This is a genomic window from Pedobacter sp. 10L46_2 (assembly GCF_056395165.1).
In genome coordinates this window covers 1-13,327 of sequence record NZ_JBFTIZ010000317.1, presented here as the reverse complement: position 1 = coordinate 13,327, position 13,327 = coordinate 1, and the positions used below count along the sequence as shown (strand labels likewise).

General features: G+C 41.1%; 15 protein-coding genes. 8 read left to right on the top strand and 7 right to left on the bottom strand.

Going from position 1 to position 13,327, the window contains the following annotated elements; all coding sequences use genetic code 11:
* Nucleotides 1–675, top strand: a 675-nt coding sequence (locus tag AC1DDX_RS23650; protein WP_477622699.1) for a PEP-utilizing enzyme, incomplete at its 5' end; no start/stop codon positions are given.
* Between the two features lie 21 nt (nt 676–696).
* On the opposite strand, the gene moaCB is transcribed toward AC1DDX_RS23650, so the two are convergent.
* The 4 genes from moaCB to moaA all read right to left on the bottom strand — a co-directional run bounded on the left by moaCB (nt 697) and on the right by moaA (nt 4,326).
* Complete coding sequence (gene moaCB / locus AC1DDX_RS23645; RefSeq protein WP_288879159.1) at nt 697–1,644, bottom strand: bifunctional molybdenum cofactor biosynthesis protein MoaC/MoaB; 948 nt, start codon at nt 1,642–1,644, stop codon at nt 697–699.
* Entirely contained in the window at nt 1,607–2,047 is a 441-nt protein-coding gene (locus AC1DDX_RS23640; RefSeq protein WP_288879160.1) for a molybdenum cofactor biosynthesis protein MoaE, read from the bottom strand. The genes moaCB and AC1DDX_RS23640 overlap by 38 nt, the downstream gene beginning before the upstream one ends.
* 116 nt (nt 2,048–2,163) lie before the next feature.
* The gene (locus tag AC1DDX_RS23635) at nt 2,164–3,339 is read right to left on the bottom strand and encodes a molybdopterin molybdotransferase MoeA (protein WP_477622698.1); all 1,176 of its coding nucleotides are present in this window, start codon (nt 3,337–3,339) and stop codon (nt 2,164–2,166) included.
* A 6-nt stretch (nt 3,340–3,345) separates the two neighbouring features.
* Nucleotides 3,346–4,326, bottom strand: coding sequence for a GTP 3',8-cyclase MoaA (gene moaA / locus AC1DDX_RS23630; RefSeq protein ID WP_288879163.1), 981 nt, complete (start codon nt 4,324–4,326; stop codon nt 3,346–3,348).
* 216 nt (nt 4,327–4,542) lie between these two features.
* Between moaA and mobA the strand changes: the two genes are divergently transcribed.
* From mobA to AC1DDX_RS23605, 5 genes are read left to right on the top strand one after another with little or no spacing between them, the layout of a single operon-like run.
* On the top strand, nt 4,543–5,163 hold the full coding sequence (gene mobA / locus AC1DDX_RS23625) for a molybdenum cofactor guanylyltransferase (protein WP_477622697.1): 621 nt from the start codon (nt 4,543–4,545) through the stop codon (nt 5,161–5,163).
* Between the two features lie 47 nt (nt 5,164–5,210).
* Nucleotides 5,211–6,107 carry a formate dehydrogenase accessory sulfurtransferase FdhD gene (gene fdhD, locus AC1DDX_RS23620; RefSeq protein ID WP_288879165.1) on the top strand — a complete coding sequence of 299 codons (897 nt, stop codon included), beginning with the start codon at nt 5,211–5,213 and terminating at the stop codon, nt 6,105–6,107.
* A 53-nt stretch (nt 6,108–6,160) separates the two neighbouring features.
* Nucleotides 6,161–6,511, top strand: a complete 351-nt coding sequence (locus tag AC1DDX_RS23615) for a DUF7009 family protein (RefSeq protein WP_172660106.1) — start codon at nt 6,161–6,163, stop codon at nt 6,509–6,511.
* A 3-nt stretch (nt 6,512–6,514) separates the two neighbouring features.
* The gene (locus tag AC1DDX_RS23610; RefSeq protein ID WP_477622696.1) at nt 6,515–8,515 is read left to right on the top strand and encodes an FdhF/YdeP family oxidoreductase; all 2,001 of its coding nucleotides are present in this window, start codon (nt 6,515–6,517) and stop codon (nt 8,513–8,515) included.
* 5 nt (nt 8,516–8,520) lie between these two features.
* Complete coding sequence (locus AC1DDX_RS23605; RefSeq protein ID WP_477622695.1) at nt 8,521–8,796, top strand: hypothetical protein; 276 nt, start codon at nt 8,521–8,523, stop codon at nt 8,794–8,796.
* Nucleotide 8,797: 1 nt separating this feature from the next.
* Here the strand turns inward: AC1DDX_RS23605 and AC1DDX_RS23600 are convergent, their stop codons facing one another.
* Nucleotides 8,798–9,721: a bestrophin family protein gene (locus tag AC1DDX_RS23600; RefSeq protein ID WP_288879167.1), complete on the bottom strand. Its 924-nt coding sequence runs from the start codon at nt 9,719–9,721 to the stop codon at nt 8,798–8,800.
* Nucleotides 9,722–9,865: 144 nt separating this feature from the next.
* Between AC1DDX_RS23600 and AC1DDX_RS23595 the strand changes: the two genes are divergently transcribed.
* Both AC1DDX_RS23595 and AC1DDX_RS23590 read left to right on the top strand, forming a co-directional pair.
* Nucleotides 9,866–10,825 carry a Dyp-type peroxidase gene (locus tag AC1DDX_RS23595; protein ID WP_216854331.1) on the top strand — a complete coding sequence of 320 codons (960 nt, stop codon included), beginning with the start codon at nt 9,866–9,868 and terminating at the stop codon, nt 10,823–10,825.
* Between the two features lie 71 nt (nt 10,826–10,896).
* Complete coding sequence (locus AC1DDX_RS23590) at nt 10,897–11,526, top strand: hypothetical protein (protein WP_172660109.1); 630 nt, start codon at nt 10,897–10,899, stop codon at nt 11,524–11,526.
* On the opposite strand, the gene soxC is transcribed toward AC1DDX_RS23590, so the two are convergent.
* Together soxC and AC1DDX_RS23580 are read right to left on the bottom strand one after the other, a co-directional pair.
* Entirely contained in the window at nt 11,513–12,757 is a 1,245-nt protein-coding gene (soxC, locus tag AC1DDX_RS23585; RefSeq protein WP_288879168.1) for a sulfite dehydrogenase, read from the bottom strand. The two genes, AC1DDX_RS23590 and soxC, sit on opposite strands and share 14 nt — an antisense overlap.
* Before the next feature lie 6 nt (nt 12,758–12,763).
* Nucleotides 12,764–13,327, bottom strand: a 564-nt coding sequence (locus AC1DDX_RS23580) for a c-type cytochrome (RefSeq protein WP_477622694.1), incomplete at its 5' end; no start/stop codon positions are given.

Sequence of the window (13,327 nt, the reverse complement as noted above, 5' to 3'; positions counted from 1 at the left end):
GATGGAGAACAAAAAATCAGGGAGACAAAACAAATGATCAGCCTGCTCAGGAGTTTTGCAGGTTATCGCGAATATCCAAAATACGGGATAGTTAATCGCTTCTTCGTTTATAAGCAGGCTTTGCTGAAAGAAGCGGAACAACTTGCACAAGCCAACATCATTCCAGATAGGGAAGATGTTTACTATCTTACCTTTGAAGAATTTCGCGAAATGGTACGTACCCATAAGCCAGACAACCAGCTCATCGGCAAAAGAAAAGACGAGTTCAAATCATACGAAAAACTAAACCCGCCAAGGGTGATCACATCAGACGGTGAAATTGTTTCGGGTAAATACAAGCATGAAAAAAACCTTCCGACCGATGCTATTGCAGGTCTGGCGGTTTCTTCAGGAGTGATAGAGGGTAGGGCACGTGTAATCTTAAATATGGAAGATGCAAACCTGGAAGATGGAGATATATTGGTTACCACCTTCACGGACCCCAGCTGGACGCCCTTATTTGTATCGATAAAAGGTCTGGTTACAGAAGTTGGCGGAATGATGACGCATGGAGCAGTAATTGCACGCGAATATGGATTGCCGGCAATTGTTGGAGTAGACAATGCTACAAAGCTGCTCAGAGATGGTCAGCGCATCAGGCTGAACGGAAGTGACGGATATATAGAAATACTTTAGGGAAAAATCTGGACAAAAGGTTTAATGTTTTTGCCCCTTATTGATCTTAAAAAGGTGCAGTAATTGTGGAAACAAGGCCGACATATATTCCTCTACCCCAGTTTTCGAACCTGGAAAGGTGAGTACAAGTGTTTCGCCTATAAATCCTGCAACACCACGGGATAACATGGCGTAAGGCATGCGTTCCTGACCGTATCTTCGCGCTGTTTCCATAATTCCATCAATTTTACGTTCAATTAAGGGGCTAATGGCTTCTGGCGTGACGTCTCTCGGAGAAAGTCCGGTACCTCCTGTAAAAATCAGGAGCTGATGTTCAATTCCGCAGAGTTCAATAGCCTTTTCTTTGATACTGTCAACTTCATCTGGAAGGATCTCATATTTGAGTGTTTCGATGCCAAGTTGCTCCAATAATCCAACAATGGCTTTTCCTGATGTATCCTGAGCCTTACCTGCAAATATAGAATCAGAGCAGACTACTACAGCTGCCTTGATATCTGGAAACTGTAAATTCTTGAGGTCAGATTTACCACCGGATTTTTCTAGCAACCTGATATTTTGAATCTCAACACCCTTATCGATGGGTTTGAGCATATCATACATGGTGAGGGCAGTAATGGAGGCACCATGCATGGCTTCAACTTCTACACCTGTTTTGTAAATAGTATGCACTTCAACAGTAATATGGATGTTTAGTCCATCAATTTCGTAGGTAATGGAGGTATATTCTATTGGAAGGGGATGACAATCAGGTATGAGGTCGCTCGTTTTTTTTACACCCAAAAGTCCGGCCGCACGGGCAAATTCGAAAACATCGCCTTTGGGTATTTTTCTTTGTTCAACGGCTGCAATGGTTTCCTGTTTAGATACTTTTACTGTAGCAGTTGCAATAGCTATTCTTAGTGTGCTTGATTTTTTTGTAATGTTTACCATATTAGCTATTCTCTTTCCATTGATGTGTATCGTCTTCAAATATTTCTTTGCCCCAAATTGGCAGTTCTGCTTTTAATCTCTCCACGATTTCTGCACAGGCATCTATTGCCGGTTTGCGGCGTGTAGATGAGGTAAATACAAAAAGGCAGATCTCACCCGCTTTTATTGTGCCCAGGCTGTGGTAAACATGCATGCAATGAAGCGGATATTTTTGAAAAATATCTTCCCTGATCTGATGCATTTTCTCTAGTGCCAGCTCCTGATAAGCTGTATACTCAATGGCTGCCACAAGCTTTCCTTCAATCTCATCTTTCCGCACTTGTCCCATAAATATGCTGTGACCGCCAATAGTTGTTTTTGCGCTGTGTTTGGAAATACTATCAGCTATGAATGCAGGTTCGATCCTTCCGTCAATAAATATTTTTTTTACTTTTCTTTCCACTTCTATGGTATTATCCTCCTGAAAAAGGCGGCATGATGCCTATTGTATCTTGATTTAAAATCGCCATATTCTCCTGAACAATATCCTTATTCAGGGAAAGCTTATATTTCATATTGCTAAGCAATGGAAATGATGGTTACCACATCTCCCTGTTTGAAATCCTTCTGTTCTTCGGGAAGATAGATCAGGCAGTTTGCCAGTGCAAAAGAGCTTAACCGAAACGACTCCTGAGCATTTAATGGTGTTGCCTTGCCATTTTTGTAACTTCCCTTAAGGAAATGGGTAAGCCCAGCCGGTTTTTGACAGTCATGCGTCAGTTCGGCACTTATTTCTTTTACGCTATTTTCTTTGTGCGAAATTGCTTTCAGAGCCGGCAATACATAATTGTAATAGCAGTTAAGAACCGAAGATGGGTTTCCCGGTAAACCAAATATCAGTTTTTGATCTTTTTTTCCGAAAAATAATGGTTTACCTGGCTTTTGCTTTACTTTATGAAAGATCTGCTCAATCCCACATTTCTTTGAGGCTTCCAGTACAAAATCGTAATCTCCTACGCTCACACCGCCGGTAAGCAGAACAACATCATGTTCCTGTAATGCTGACCTAAGCACATCTGTTAGTATTTCCAGATTGTCATCAGCCTCTGTTACTTCAATTTCAGTGATTCCTTCATTTTTTATTGCGGCAGTTAAGGAATAGGAGTTAGATTCATATACCTGACCAAAATTAAGCTCCATGCCAGGTTGCTGAAGTTCTTTACCTGTTAAAATGATGGCTACCTTAGGCATCGGGAAAACTTCCACATCCTGAATGCCAATTCCGGCCAGAAATCCTACAGCAGCGGGGCCTAGCGCGGTTCCTTTTTGCATGGCAAGTGCTCCGGCTTTAATCTCCGATCCTATTTGACGAACATTTGCTCCGGGCAACAGCTTTGGATCCTGAAGCGTGATCTTATTTCCCTGTCTACTGATCTTTTCCTGCATCACAACTGTATCCGCACCTTCAGGCAGGGGGGCTCCGGTAAAAATCCTGGTGGTTTGATTGGGGTTAATGGACAACAGTTGGCTGGTGCCAGCGGCCATTTCCCCGATCATTTCTAATTCTGATGAGGAATCCTGATAAACCAAAGCATATCCATCCATAGACGATTGTTTGAAAGCCGGAATATCATAGCGCGCATAGATGTCTGCAGCTAAAATGTGCCCCGAAGCCTTTTTTAGACTTAATTTTAGAGCTTGCAACGGTTGAGTATGATCTGAAATCAGTTGTTTTGCCTCGTTGACGCTTATCATTTTAAATTATCCTCCTATGGTAATCATACTTCTGTTCTTGATAGAGTCCGCATCCAGTTTTTCGAAATGCTCAATAAGCTGTCCGCCAAGTTCTTTTTTCTTACTCCAAATAGAAGCTTGGATCAACGGAAGAACGTCTTGATTGTTTCTTAAAGGGCCCAATAGGTCTGTCTCTCCATCAGAGAAGAGGCAATTTTTGAGCTTCCCATCAGCAGTCAACCGCATCCTGTTACAAGTACTGCAAAATGGTGCTGTCATGGTGCTTATAACGGCAAAAGAACCTTCGTGTCCCGGAATCATGAAACTTTTTGCTGTATCGTGTGGTGCGGCTTTAACCGGAAGCATGGTGAAATCTTTAGCTATGGTAGCCAGTATTTCATCAAGGGAAAACATTTTATTGCTGGTCCATTTATTCCCGCTGAATGGCATAAATTCAATGAACCTGATTTGGATGGGATTATGTTTTGTCCAATCTATAAAATCTTTAATTTCATTATCGTTGAGCCCTTTCATCACTACCATATTTATTTTAACAGTAATTTTGTGATGTAAAAGCAGTTCTATATTGCTACGTACCTGATGGAACAGGTCTCTACGTGTAATGAATAAGAATTTTTCTGGCTGAAGAGTATCTAGACTAATGTTAACTGTTTTAATGCCGCCTGCAATTAGTGCAGGGAGCATTTCTGCAATACGCGTTCCATTGGTGGTGATCACCAATTCTACAGGAAGCTTGCCTAAAGCAGTTATGATCGCGGCTGCATCTTTACGCACCAAAGGCTCTCCACCGGTTAACCTGATTTTTTTTACACCCTGTTCTACAAATATTTTTGCAAGCTGAACAATCTCTTCTGTCTGCATCAGCCTTGAAGCTGGGGTAAAGTCATATTCTTCCTCTGGCATACAGTAGAAGCAGCGGAAATTGCAGTTATCAGTAAGTGATATCCGCAGGTAATCGTGCACTCGTCCAAAAGAATCTGTTATCATTAGTATTTAATTAAATTGTTGCAATCTATTGCATGTTTTACCTGTATTGAATCAATAATTGGAACTGCTTCCAGAACAAGCTATTAAAATACGTTTTTTTTGACGCAATTTTGCTTTTTTTTATGTTAAATCATAGAAATAAAGCAAAATTCTATGCTTATTGGATAGTAATTATGCTTATAGAATGTTTAAGTTTGTTTCAATAAACTGATAAAAATGATTGGAGTAGTTCTGTCAGGTGGTCAAAGCCTAAGAATGGGTAAGGATAAAGGTTTGTTGCAAAATGGACAAGAAACATGGGCGCAACAAGCATTTGCTAAGTTGTCATCATTACTAATTCCTGTCTCTATATCCGTAAATACACAACAATTACCAATATACCAAATTCTCTTCTCAACCTCTTCATTAATCACAGATGATCCTGCCTTGTCTATCGGAGGTCCACTTAAAGGCATCTTATCCGTGCATCTTATTTATCCGAAGGAAGATTTACTTGTACTTGCCTGTGACATGATAAACATGGAAGTTGATCTTTTAGACTTCCTTGTTCACCGGTACAACGATAAGCCGGCTGATGCATTGGTCTTTGTGAATGAACAGCAACCTGAACCGCTATGCGGCATATATTCAGCAAAGGCATTGGACAAGATATATGCCTTGTATATGAATCAAGAACTGCGCAAGCATAGTATGAAGTATGCGCTTGATCAACTAGACGTCCGTTATCTCCCTGTTTCTGAAAAATGGAACGCTTTGTTCGTTTTCAGAAAGATTGGAGCATGTGAAAATATCACCATAAAAGAGCGAATATCTCTCATACAATTCTTTTTAGACTGATTTTTTCTTAATTTTAAGAACGATTATTTTATTAAAACCGTACGGAAATGGAGGATTTAGAATTAGTTTCCATTAAGCAGATACTTGTTAGAAAGGTTAATGGTTTAACAAGTACACCGTTATCGGATTTACTTTCCGTAGAAGAACCCCTTGAAATAAGAATAGTTTATGGCCCCCGGTCAGAGCGGATACAAAAGAACATATCTGTAACCATGCGCACGCCAGGTAATGATCTGGAACTCGCAATAGGTTTTTTATTTACAGAAGGAATCATTCCTTCTTATCAGGATGTGACTGATGCCTATCACCTAGATATGAAATGTTCCTCACAAAAGCAGAATATTGTGCAGGTGGAACTCGCTGAAAATTTCATGCCTCAGTTGCAGCAATCCGACCGGAATTTTTATACCACCTCTAGTTGCGGCGTATGCGGAAAAGGCTCTATTGAATCCATTAGAACAGTTAGCGCCTTTAGTAATCAGGATAAACCTCAATTAAATTTATCAACAGATATTTTATATGAATTGCCAGGAAAGTTAAGTGCAGCCCAAAGCGGATTTGCAGCTACCGGAGGTATTCATGCATCAGGACTTTTTACTGTCAAAGGTGATTTAGTACTGTTGCGGGAAGATGTTGGGCGACACAATGCGCTTGACAAGTTAATTGGCAAGGCGTTACTGAACGACGACCTGCCATTGGATCGGCATATTTTATTGCTGAGCGGAAGGGCAAGTTTTGAATTAATTCAGAAAGCCGCCATGGCTGGCATTGCAATCGTTGCAGCCATTGGCGCGCCATCGAGTCTTGCAGTGGAACTTGCTGCGGAATTTGATATTACGCTTTTGGGTTTCCTTAAAGAAGACAGGTTCAATATTTACAATTTAAGCAGTAGAATATTAATACCAACATCGTACGAAACCATCATGATTTCTCAAACCACATAGCGGCGTGAAAAATCTGATAGCTTCGTCGCAATTGAAAAACAAATAAAACACAGATGAAAATTAGAATTAAAGGCAACTCGCTGAGATATAGACTGACCAAATCTGACGTCGCAAAGCTGGGATCTGAAGGCTTTCTAGAGGAACGTTCTGAGTTTGTGGGTAAAACGCTGGTGTATGCCATTGAAACTATAGATGGTGATGGTCTGTCGGCTGATTACATTGGCGATCGGATTGTACTAAGCATACCAAAAACAATGGTTGATGAACTCAACAATACAGATAGGGTGGGTTTTGATGATCGGAAGGGGCCTGTTAGCTTACTCATTGAAAAAGACTTTACTTGTCTTGATAATGTTGAAGAGGACCAGAGTGATAATTTTCCCAATCCATTACTAAACAAATGAGCTATGGAAAAAGAGAAAAAAGAACCGGCTGCAGAAAATCCATACAAATTATTAGACCTGAAATTAACAAAGGTTGAAAAATGGGCTGCAGGAATTCCTGCTGTGATGGCGGCATTTGGTGATCTTTTTGAGGAGGGGGTACCCATTCGTGGTACAAGGGCTTTGTTTAGGATGAATCAAATGGGAGGCTTTGATTGTCCAAGCTGCGCCTGGCCTGATCCAGATGATGATCGATCTCCTTTGGGCGAATATTGTGAAAATGGGGCAAAGGCTCTGGCAGAGGAAGCAACTACCAAAAAAGTTACTGCAGACTTCTTTAAAAAGAACTCTGTCTTCGATCTGGCCAAATTAACGGATTTTGAAATAGGCCGTAAAGGGAGATTGGCCGAACCTGTTTATTTGCCAAAAGGCGGCACTCATTATCAGCCTATCAGCTGGGATGATGCTTTTAAAAAAATAGCGGAACATCTAAATGCACTAGAAACACCGGATCAAGCTGCTTTTTATACCTCTGGCAGAACGAGTAACGAAGCTTCATTTTTATATCAGCTATTCGCAAAAGAATTTGGTACCAACAATATGCCAGATTGCTCTAATATGTGTCATGAAACATCGGGTACTGCTTTGTTGCCAACCATTGGTATTGGAAAGGGAACTGTAAAACTAAATGATTTTTACGATACAGATGTGATTGTGATCATTGGGCAAAATCCGGGAACCAATGCGCCCAGAATGATGAGTGCATTGGAAAAAGGTAAAAAAAACGGGGCAAAAATCATTGCGATTAATCCTTTGCCAGAGGCCGGACTGATGGGTTTTCATAACCCGCAGCAAATAAATGGCATTATTGGAAGTGGTGCTAAGCTTGCAGATCTTTATCTGCCTGTAAAAATAAATGGTGATATGGAGCTTTTAAAAGCTATCGGGCTCCTGCTGATTGATTTTGAAAAAAAATCTCCAGGCGAGGTATTTGACCAAAAATTTATTGCAGATAAAACTATTGGGTACGATGCCTTTATCAAACAGTTTGACCATTACAAACTGGAAGATCTTGCAGCTGCCTCTGGGGTATCACAAGCTGCAATTTATGAGGCTGCCCAAATGCTGGCATTCAAAAAGCGGATTATTTTTTGTTGGGGAATGGGGCTTACTCAGCAACCTAACGGAGTAGAGATGATTCAGGAGATCGTAAACTTACTGTTGCTTAAAGGAAGCATAGGTAAGCCTGGTGCTGGTGTTTGTCCGGTTCGGGGACACAGCAATGTTCAGGGCAATCGAACCATGATGATTAACGAAAAACCCAGTAACGAACAGTTGGATCGCATTCAAAAAGTTTTTGGCTTTGATCCTCCCCGTGAACATGGATACGATGTGGTTGGGGTAATCAAAGCTATGCACGAAAGCAAAGTGAAAGTCTTTTTTAGTATGGGTGGAAATTTTTTATCGGCAACACCCGACACTACTTTTACTGCTAAAGCATTAAGGAAGCTTAATTTAAGCGTTTCGGTTTCTACCAAACTTAACCGAAGCCACTTGGTGCATGGGCAGGAAGCATTGATTCTTCCAACCTTTTCACGCAGTGATATCGACATGGTTAATGGTGAACCACAGTTTGTGAGTACGGAAAATTCAATGGGCGTAGTACAATCATCTAAGGGCATGCTAAAGCCAATATCGGATAAGCTCGTGAACGAAACACAGATTGTATGCCGAATGGCGATTGCAACTTTAGGGAGGAGGTCGGTTATCGACTGGCAACGCTATGCCAATAGCTACGATGCGGTAAGGGACGACATTGAAAAGTGCATCCCAGGTTTTGAGAATTATAATTTAAGGGTGCGGCATAAAGAAGGATTTTATTTGCCTAATGCTGCACGAGAAGGGAACTTCATTACCAAGAAATTTGGCGATCGGGCTCCATTTACCCTAACATCCATACCTGAAAATGTACTAGCTCCGGATGAATATATGATGGCGACAACGCGAAGAATGAGCGTCGGGTAATATTTATGAATCAAAAAGATATTGAGAAAGCGGGATTTGCCGATGGGGAAAAGGTAGATTTGTTTAATTATGACAACGGCATCGAACGGATCGCTCCATTATTCATTATCGTTTCATACCAGATACCAGAAGGGAACACCATGACTTATTTTCCTGAAACCAACGTGTTGGTTTCTATTAATAATGTTGTTCGGGGAAGTAATATGCCAGCATCAAAATTTGTTAAAATTAAGATCAAAAAGCATAATCCTAAAATATACGAATTAATAGACCAATTATAAGTTAGTCTACAAAATAGGAATTGGTAGGTTTATAGTCTTCCTGTGGAATTTGTGCCTGCTCAAAAATCGAATATTCAATAGTCCTGCAAATGGTATTAAGAGCGAGGTCGTTTTCTTCTTCTCCAAACGGCTCGCCAATTTCCTGTATAATCGCATCTAAAGCAATGAAAGTATAGCTAATAAGTAACACGATCAAAGGCATCATCCAGCCTAAGCTATCTACCAAACCAAAGGGTAGCCAAAAACAGTAAAAATAAACGGTACGATGTAATAAGACACTATATGCAAACGGCAAAGGCGTATTGGAAATTCGTTCACAACCTCCAACGATTTGTGAAAACTGATTAAGCCTGTTATCTATAGAAGCTAAAACAATGGTGTCAATATGATTTTTCTTGGCTTGTTTGCTGACCCATTCTCCTATAAAATCTAAAATGATCACTGGAATATGTCTTTTATCTCTTAAATAATCCACTTGCTCTGCCGAAAGCAGTCGGGAAAGATGTTCTGTTCCGGACTTATTTCTCAATTGATAATTAAGAGACCAGCAGAATGCTGCTATCATTTTTATGAAATCTTCTTTGCTTTTTTTTCCTTCAGGAGAAGGATCATTTATAAGCGTCAACACCTGCCTTGTCAAAGACCTGGATTCAATAACTAATGCGCCCCAAAGTTTTCGCCCTTCCCAATACCGATCATAACTTGCCGTATTGCAAAAGCCCATAAAAATAGCTAAAGCCAGGCCAATTAAGGTGAAAATTGTGGGATTAAGGTGTACTTTATAGTCATATATTTTCCCCTTAAAGTATAGGGTGATCAATGATAATACTGCAATAACTATAAGCTGGACGATAATTTTATTTATTACGGATCCTTTCCATATAAATAACATTTTCAGCCAATTGGTGCGCTGTCTTGTGATCATCTTTTATTTAAGTATTTACTTATAGTGGAGATTTTATTTCATAAATCAAAAGGATAACAAAATTACAAAAAAAGCCTCTGAATCTTTTTTTTCTGCAGAAATCTTGTCTCATGTTTTTAATTTTAAATCTTAAATTAGAATGATATGAAAAGACCAATAACGCAAGAGTCACAAAATATAACGGACTACCCAAATAATAATACCATATTCACTGTGTGGAAGTTTAAGCACAATATAGAAATCAAACCTGCATTCGAAAAACTTTGCGCTCTGGTAGCTAACCTTAACCATTCTTATATTATACGGGTTCCTGGTGGGCGGGTAAGTTGTGTATTGGGTATTGGTCATGATGCCTGGCTTCAACTTTCATTGCCCACACCACTACCCAAAGAACTTAAGAATTTTGAACCTGTTACCGGTTTAAAACATACGGCTGTAGCTACTCCAGGGGATCTGCATTTTCATTTACGTGGTACCGATATGTCCGTTTGTTTTGATATGTTGACCGCTATAACCGAAATATTAGACCCGGTTGCAGATTGTTTGGAAGAAATACATGGTTTTAGGTATTGGGATGGCCGATCGATCCTCGGTTTTGTGGATGGCACAGAAAATCCCGTAGGCGATCAACGCGAATTCTTTGCCACGGTTGGTGACGAGGATCCGGTTTATGCAGGGGGAAGTTACCTTTTTGTACAAAAGTATCTGCATGATATGCGAGGCTGGACAAAACTGCCAGTCGAAGAACAAGAAAAAGTAATAGGTCGGTATAAAATGAGCGATATTGAGATGCCTGATGACCTAAAACCTGACAACTCACATAGTGCTTTGGCAGCTATAGAAGATGAAGATGGCAACGAGCTGAAGATCGTGCGAGACAATATGCCCTTCGGATCTCCATCAAAAAATGAGGTTGGCACATACTTTATTGCATATGCCAGCACTTTTAGCACTACTCATAAAATGCTGGAAAGAATGTTTATTGGAGTTCCGACTGGAAATTACGATAGGATACTCGATTTCAGCACTGCATGCACCGGCAGCTTGTTTTTTGCCCCATCAACGAATATGTTGAAGCAGTATACAGCAGATGGTGTTTCCTGACTAAGAGAAGACCACTATAATTTTATTTAAAATCAAAACTTTTTAGGATTGTATCAGTTGCTATTGGTATCATGGAAACAAATCATAACAATGATCCGGGAGCAAGTCATGTCCCTGAACAACAGAACGGAACAGAAATGAATGCCGTAGAAAAGGTCGAACTAGCCTCGGTAGCCGAGGCGGTAGATTTTTTTAAAATTGTGAAGGAAAGATTGCTGGATATAAACCAATGGGCAAAGATCGCAGGCACTGAAATGTCAAATTTTTACCTTACCGATTCTAGTGGTCATCAGGTAAGCAGGTTTGCAATAGATGGCGATCATATTAAAATTGATATTCCTGGTCCGGGAACTGTTGCAGGTAAAGGCTATGATTGGGTTCGGATTGAACAGATTATAACCGAGGAATTGGATGGTGCAGAAGTATTGAGCATCACGGTACGGCCTTCTGCTAACCCTTTAAACGACAAAGAGGATACAGCGCATTTTCTCACAGATGAGGCAACCTCGACCTTTCAGGTCAAACGTATGGGGAATACTGTTAGTGCAGAGGAACACGGTAGGAACGAGATGCCTAATACCGGTACCGATAACACCCTTGATAACATCCGCAATGTATTTGTAGGTTGGGGTGCTAAAATTGGGCTGTCTTATCCTCAATGGAAAGCCCTTGTAAAAGGGTTGCTATCTATTCGGGCTTAAACAATGTGCTGCCGTCTGTTTTAATCTGCCATGATGTAATGGGATTCATGTGGTAACCACCCACAGCTGTGCCACGTGCTTCAGCCAGTTGCCGAAGGGTTGGCTGTACATATCCTGTTTCATCAACAGCGCGGCTTAGTATTTCCGTTGGGTTACCATCCCATTGCCAGAGATGCCTGAAATAAGTATGCGCCTTGCTTAGCACCGGATCTTGTAGTCTGGCATCCTGCCAGGTTTTCCCCGCATCAGTACTCACTTCAACTTTTTCAATTTTTCCTCTGCCACTCCATGCAATTCCCCTGATCTCAACCCAGCCAGGCATTATCTTTTGAGGATAAGAAGGAAAAGTAATAATCGACCTGGCATCCATTTCAAAGCTGAACATTCGTATACGATCTTTTACAGGGTAGGTGTATTTTGAGGTTTCTTCCCTGGTCATATAGGGTTCGTCTGATAACTCTATTCTTCTCAGCCATTTGATGTTCATGTTGCCTTCCCATCCCGGGAGCAGCAGGCGTACCGGATATCCTTGTTCTGGTCTGATAGCCTCTCCATTTTGTGCATAAACGATCATAGCATCGTCCCAGGCCTTTTTTACCGGAACGCTGCGGGTCATGACAGCAGCATCTGAGCCTTCTGCCAGGAACCATAAAGCCTTTGGATCAGCACCCACTTCACGAAAAAGGGTTGACAGCATAACTCCGGTCCATTCGCTCTGACTGGTAAGCCCTAGTATCTCCTGTGGAGTTAATTCTTCCTTTCCTCCACGAAAATTACCGGCACATTCCAGGAAACAGATTCGGCTCACAGCGGGAAAACGCTTCAGCTCTGCAAGTGTAAATTTCATTGGACGCTCAACCATTCCATGGATGAGCAGCTCATATTTTTGTGGATCAATGGCTGGTACGCCGGCATGGTGTCTTTCGTAATGAAGATCGGAAGGAGTGATGGTGCTATGAAAATCCTGCAAAGGGCTACGTGAAGAGGTCTCCGAAAACTTGCGTACAGGATGTTCAAACGTTGAGCGCTTGCCTTGCGCACTTGGGCCGGGGCCTATTGCTTTTGTCGGATCTTCTGGTGGTTCAGGGGCAATATGCGGTCCTGTTTGTACATGTTTTGCAAATATCGAATTCACTGGTAAAACAGCGGCAGCAACCATACTGCCAAGCAAGGTCCGGCGGCTTATCTTGTTGGATTTTATAACTTGTTTGTCTTTTTTTTGCGCTTTCATTGTTCCTTACCTGACTTCAGGCCCTCCTTTACGGTCATCCATAATGAACAGTTTTTTTGCAGGCATAACGATGCCTGGTAATGTTTTTGCATTCAGCAGCTGATTTTGTTTAATGATTTTATTGGCATAAAGAAGATAGGCAGTAATGCTGTATACCTCGTTATCGGTCAATGATCCGGGTTGGTTGTAAGGCATTGTTCTACGGATGTAGTCAAACAATGTAGTTGCATACGGCCAGTAATTTCCGATGGCCTTAGGCCTGCTTTTCGCTAAAGTATCGCTAACCAGGACGGGACCAGGGAGTTTGATTTTTGAAAGATCTGTATCGTTATTGCCATGACAAGCCATACATTTTGATGTATATATTACTTTACCTTTTAATACATCACCTTGCCCCGCAGGAAGTCCTTTTCCATCTGGACGTACGTCTATATCCCATAAGGCAATTTCTGCTGTTGTAGCCAACCTGCCAAAGCCAAATCTTGAAGGATAACCTGTCTCATTTTTATGCGTTGATGGGACGGGCTGCTGGGCAGATACCTGATGAAATAAATTCAGACCTAGCAGGGC

Bases quoted from the DNA above. Each gene is read 5' to 3' on its own strand.
- AC1DDX_RS23595 (WP_216854331.1), top strand. From the start codon at position 9,866: ATGAAAAGACCAATAACGCAAGAGTCACAAAATATAACGGACTACCCA.
- soxC (WP_288879168.1), bottom strand. From the start codon at position 12,757: ATGAAAGCGCAAAAAAAAGACAAACAAGTTATAAAATCCAACAAGATA.
- AC1DDX_RS23590 (WP_172660109.1), top strand. From the start codon at position 10,897: ATGGAAACAAATCATAACAATGATCCGGGAGCAAGTCATGTCCCTGAA.
- AC1DDX_RS23610 (WP_477622696.1), top strand. From the start codon at position 6,515: ATGGAAAAAGAGAAAAAAGAACCGGCTGCAGAAAATCCATACAAATTA.
- AC1DDX_RS23605 (WP_477622695.1), top strand. From the start codon at position 8,521: ATGAATCAAAAAGATATTGAGAAAGCGGGATTTGCCGATGGGGAAAAG.
- AC1DDX_RS23635 (WP_477622698.1), bottom strand. From the start codon at position 3,339: ATGATAAGCGTCAACGAGGCAAAACAACTGATTTCAGATCATACTCAA.
- AC1DDX_RS23615 (WP_172660106.1), top strand. From the start codon at position 6,161: ATGAAAATTAGAATTAAAGGCAACTCGCTGAGATATAGACTGACCAAA.
- AC1DDX_RS23600 (WP_288879167.1), bottom strand. From the start codon at position 9,721: ATGATCACAAGACAGCGCACCAATTGGCTGAAAATGTTATTTATATGG.
- moaA (WP_288879163.1), bottom strand. From the start codon at position 4,326: ATGATAACAGATTCTTTTGGACGAGTGCACGATTACCTGCGGATATCA.
- fdhD (WP_288879165.1), top strand. From the start codon at position 5,211: ATGGAGGATTTAGAATTAGTTTCCATTAAGCAGATACTTGTTAGAAAG.
- mobA (WP_477622697.1), top strand. From the start codon at position 4,543: ATGATTGGAGTAGTTCTGTCAGGTGGTCAAAGCCTAAGAATGGGTAAG.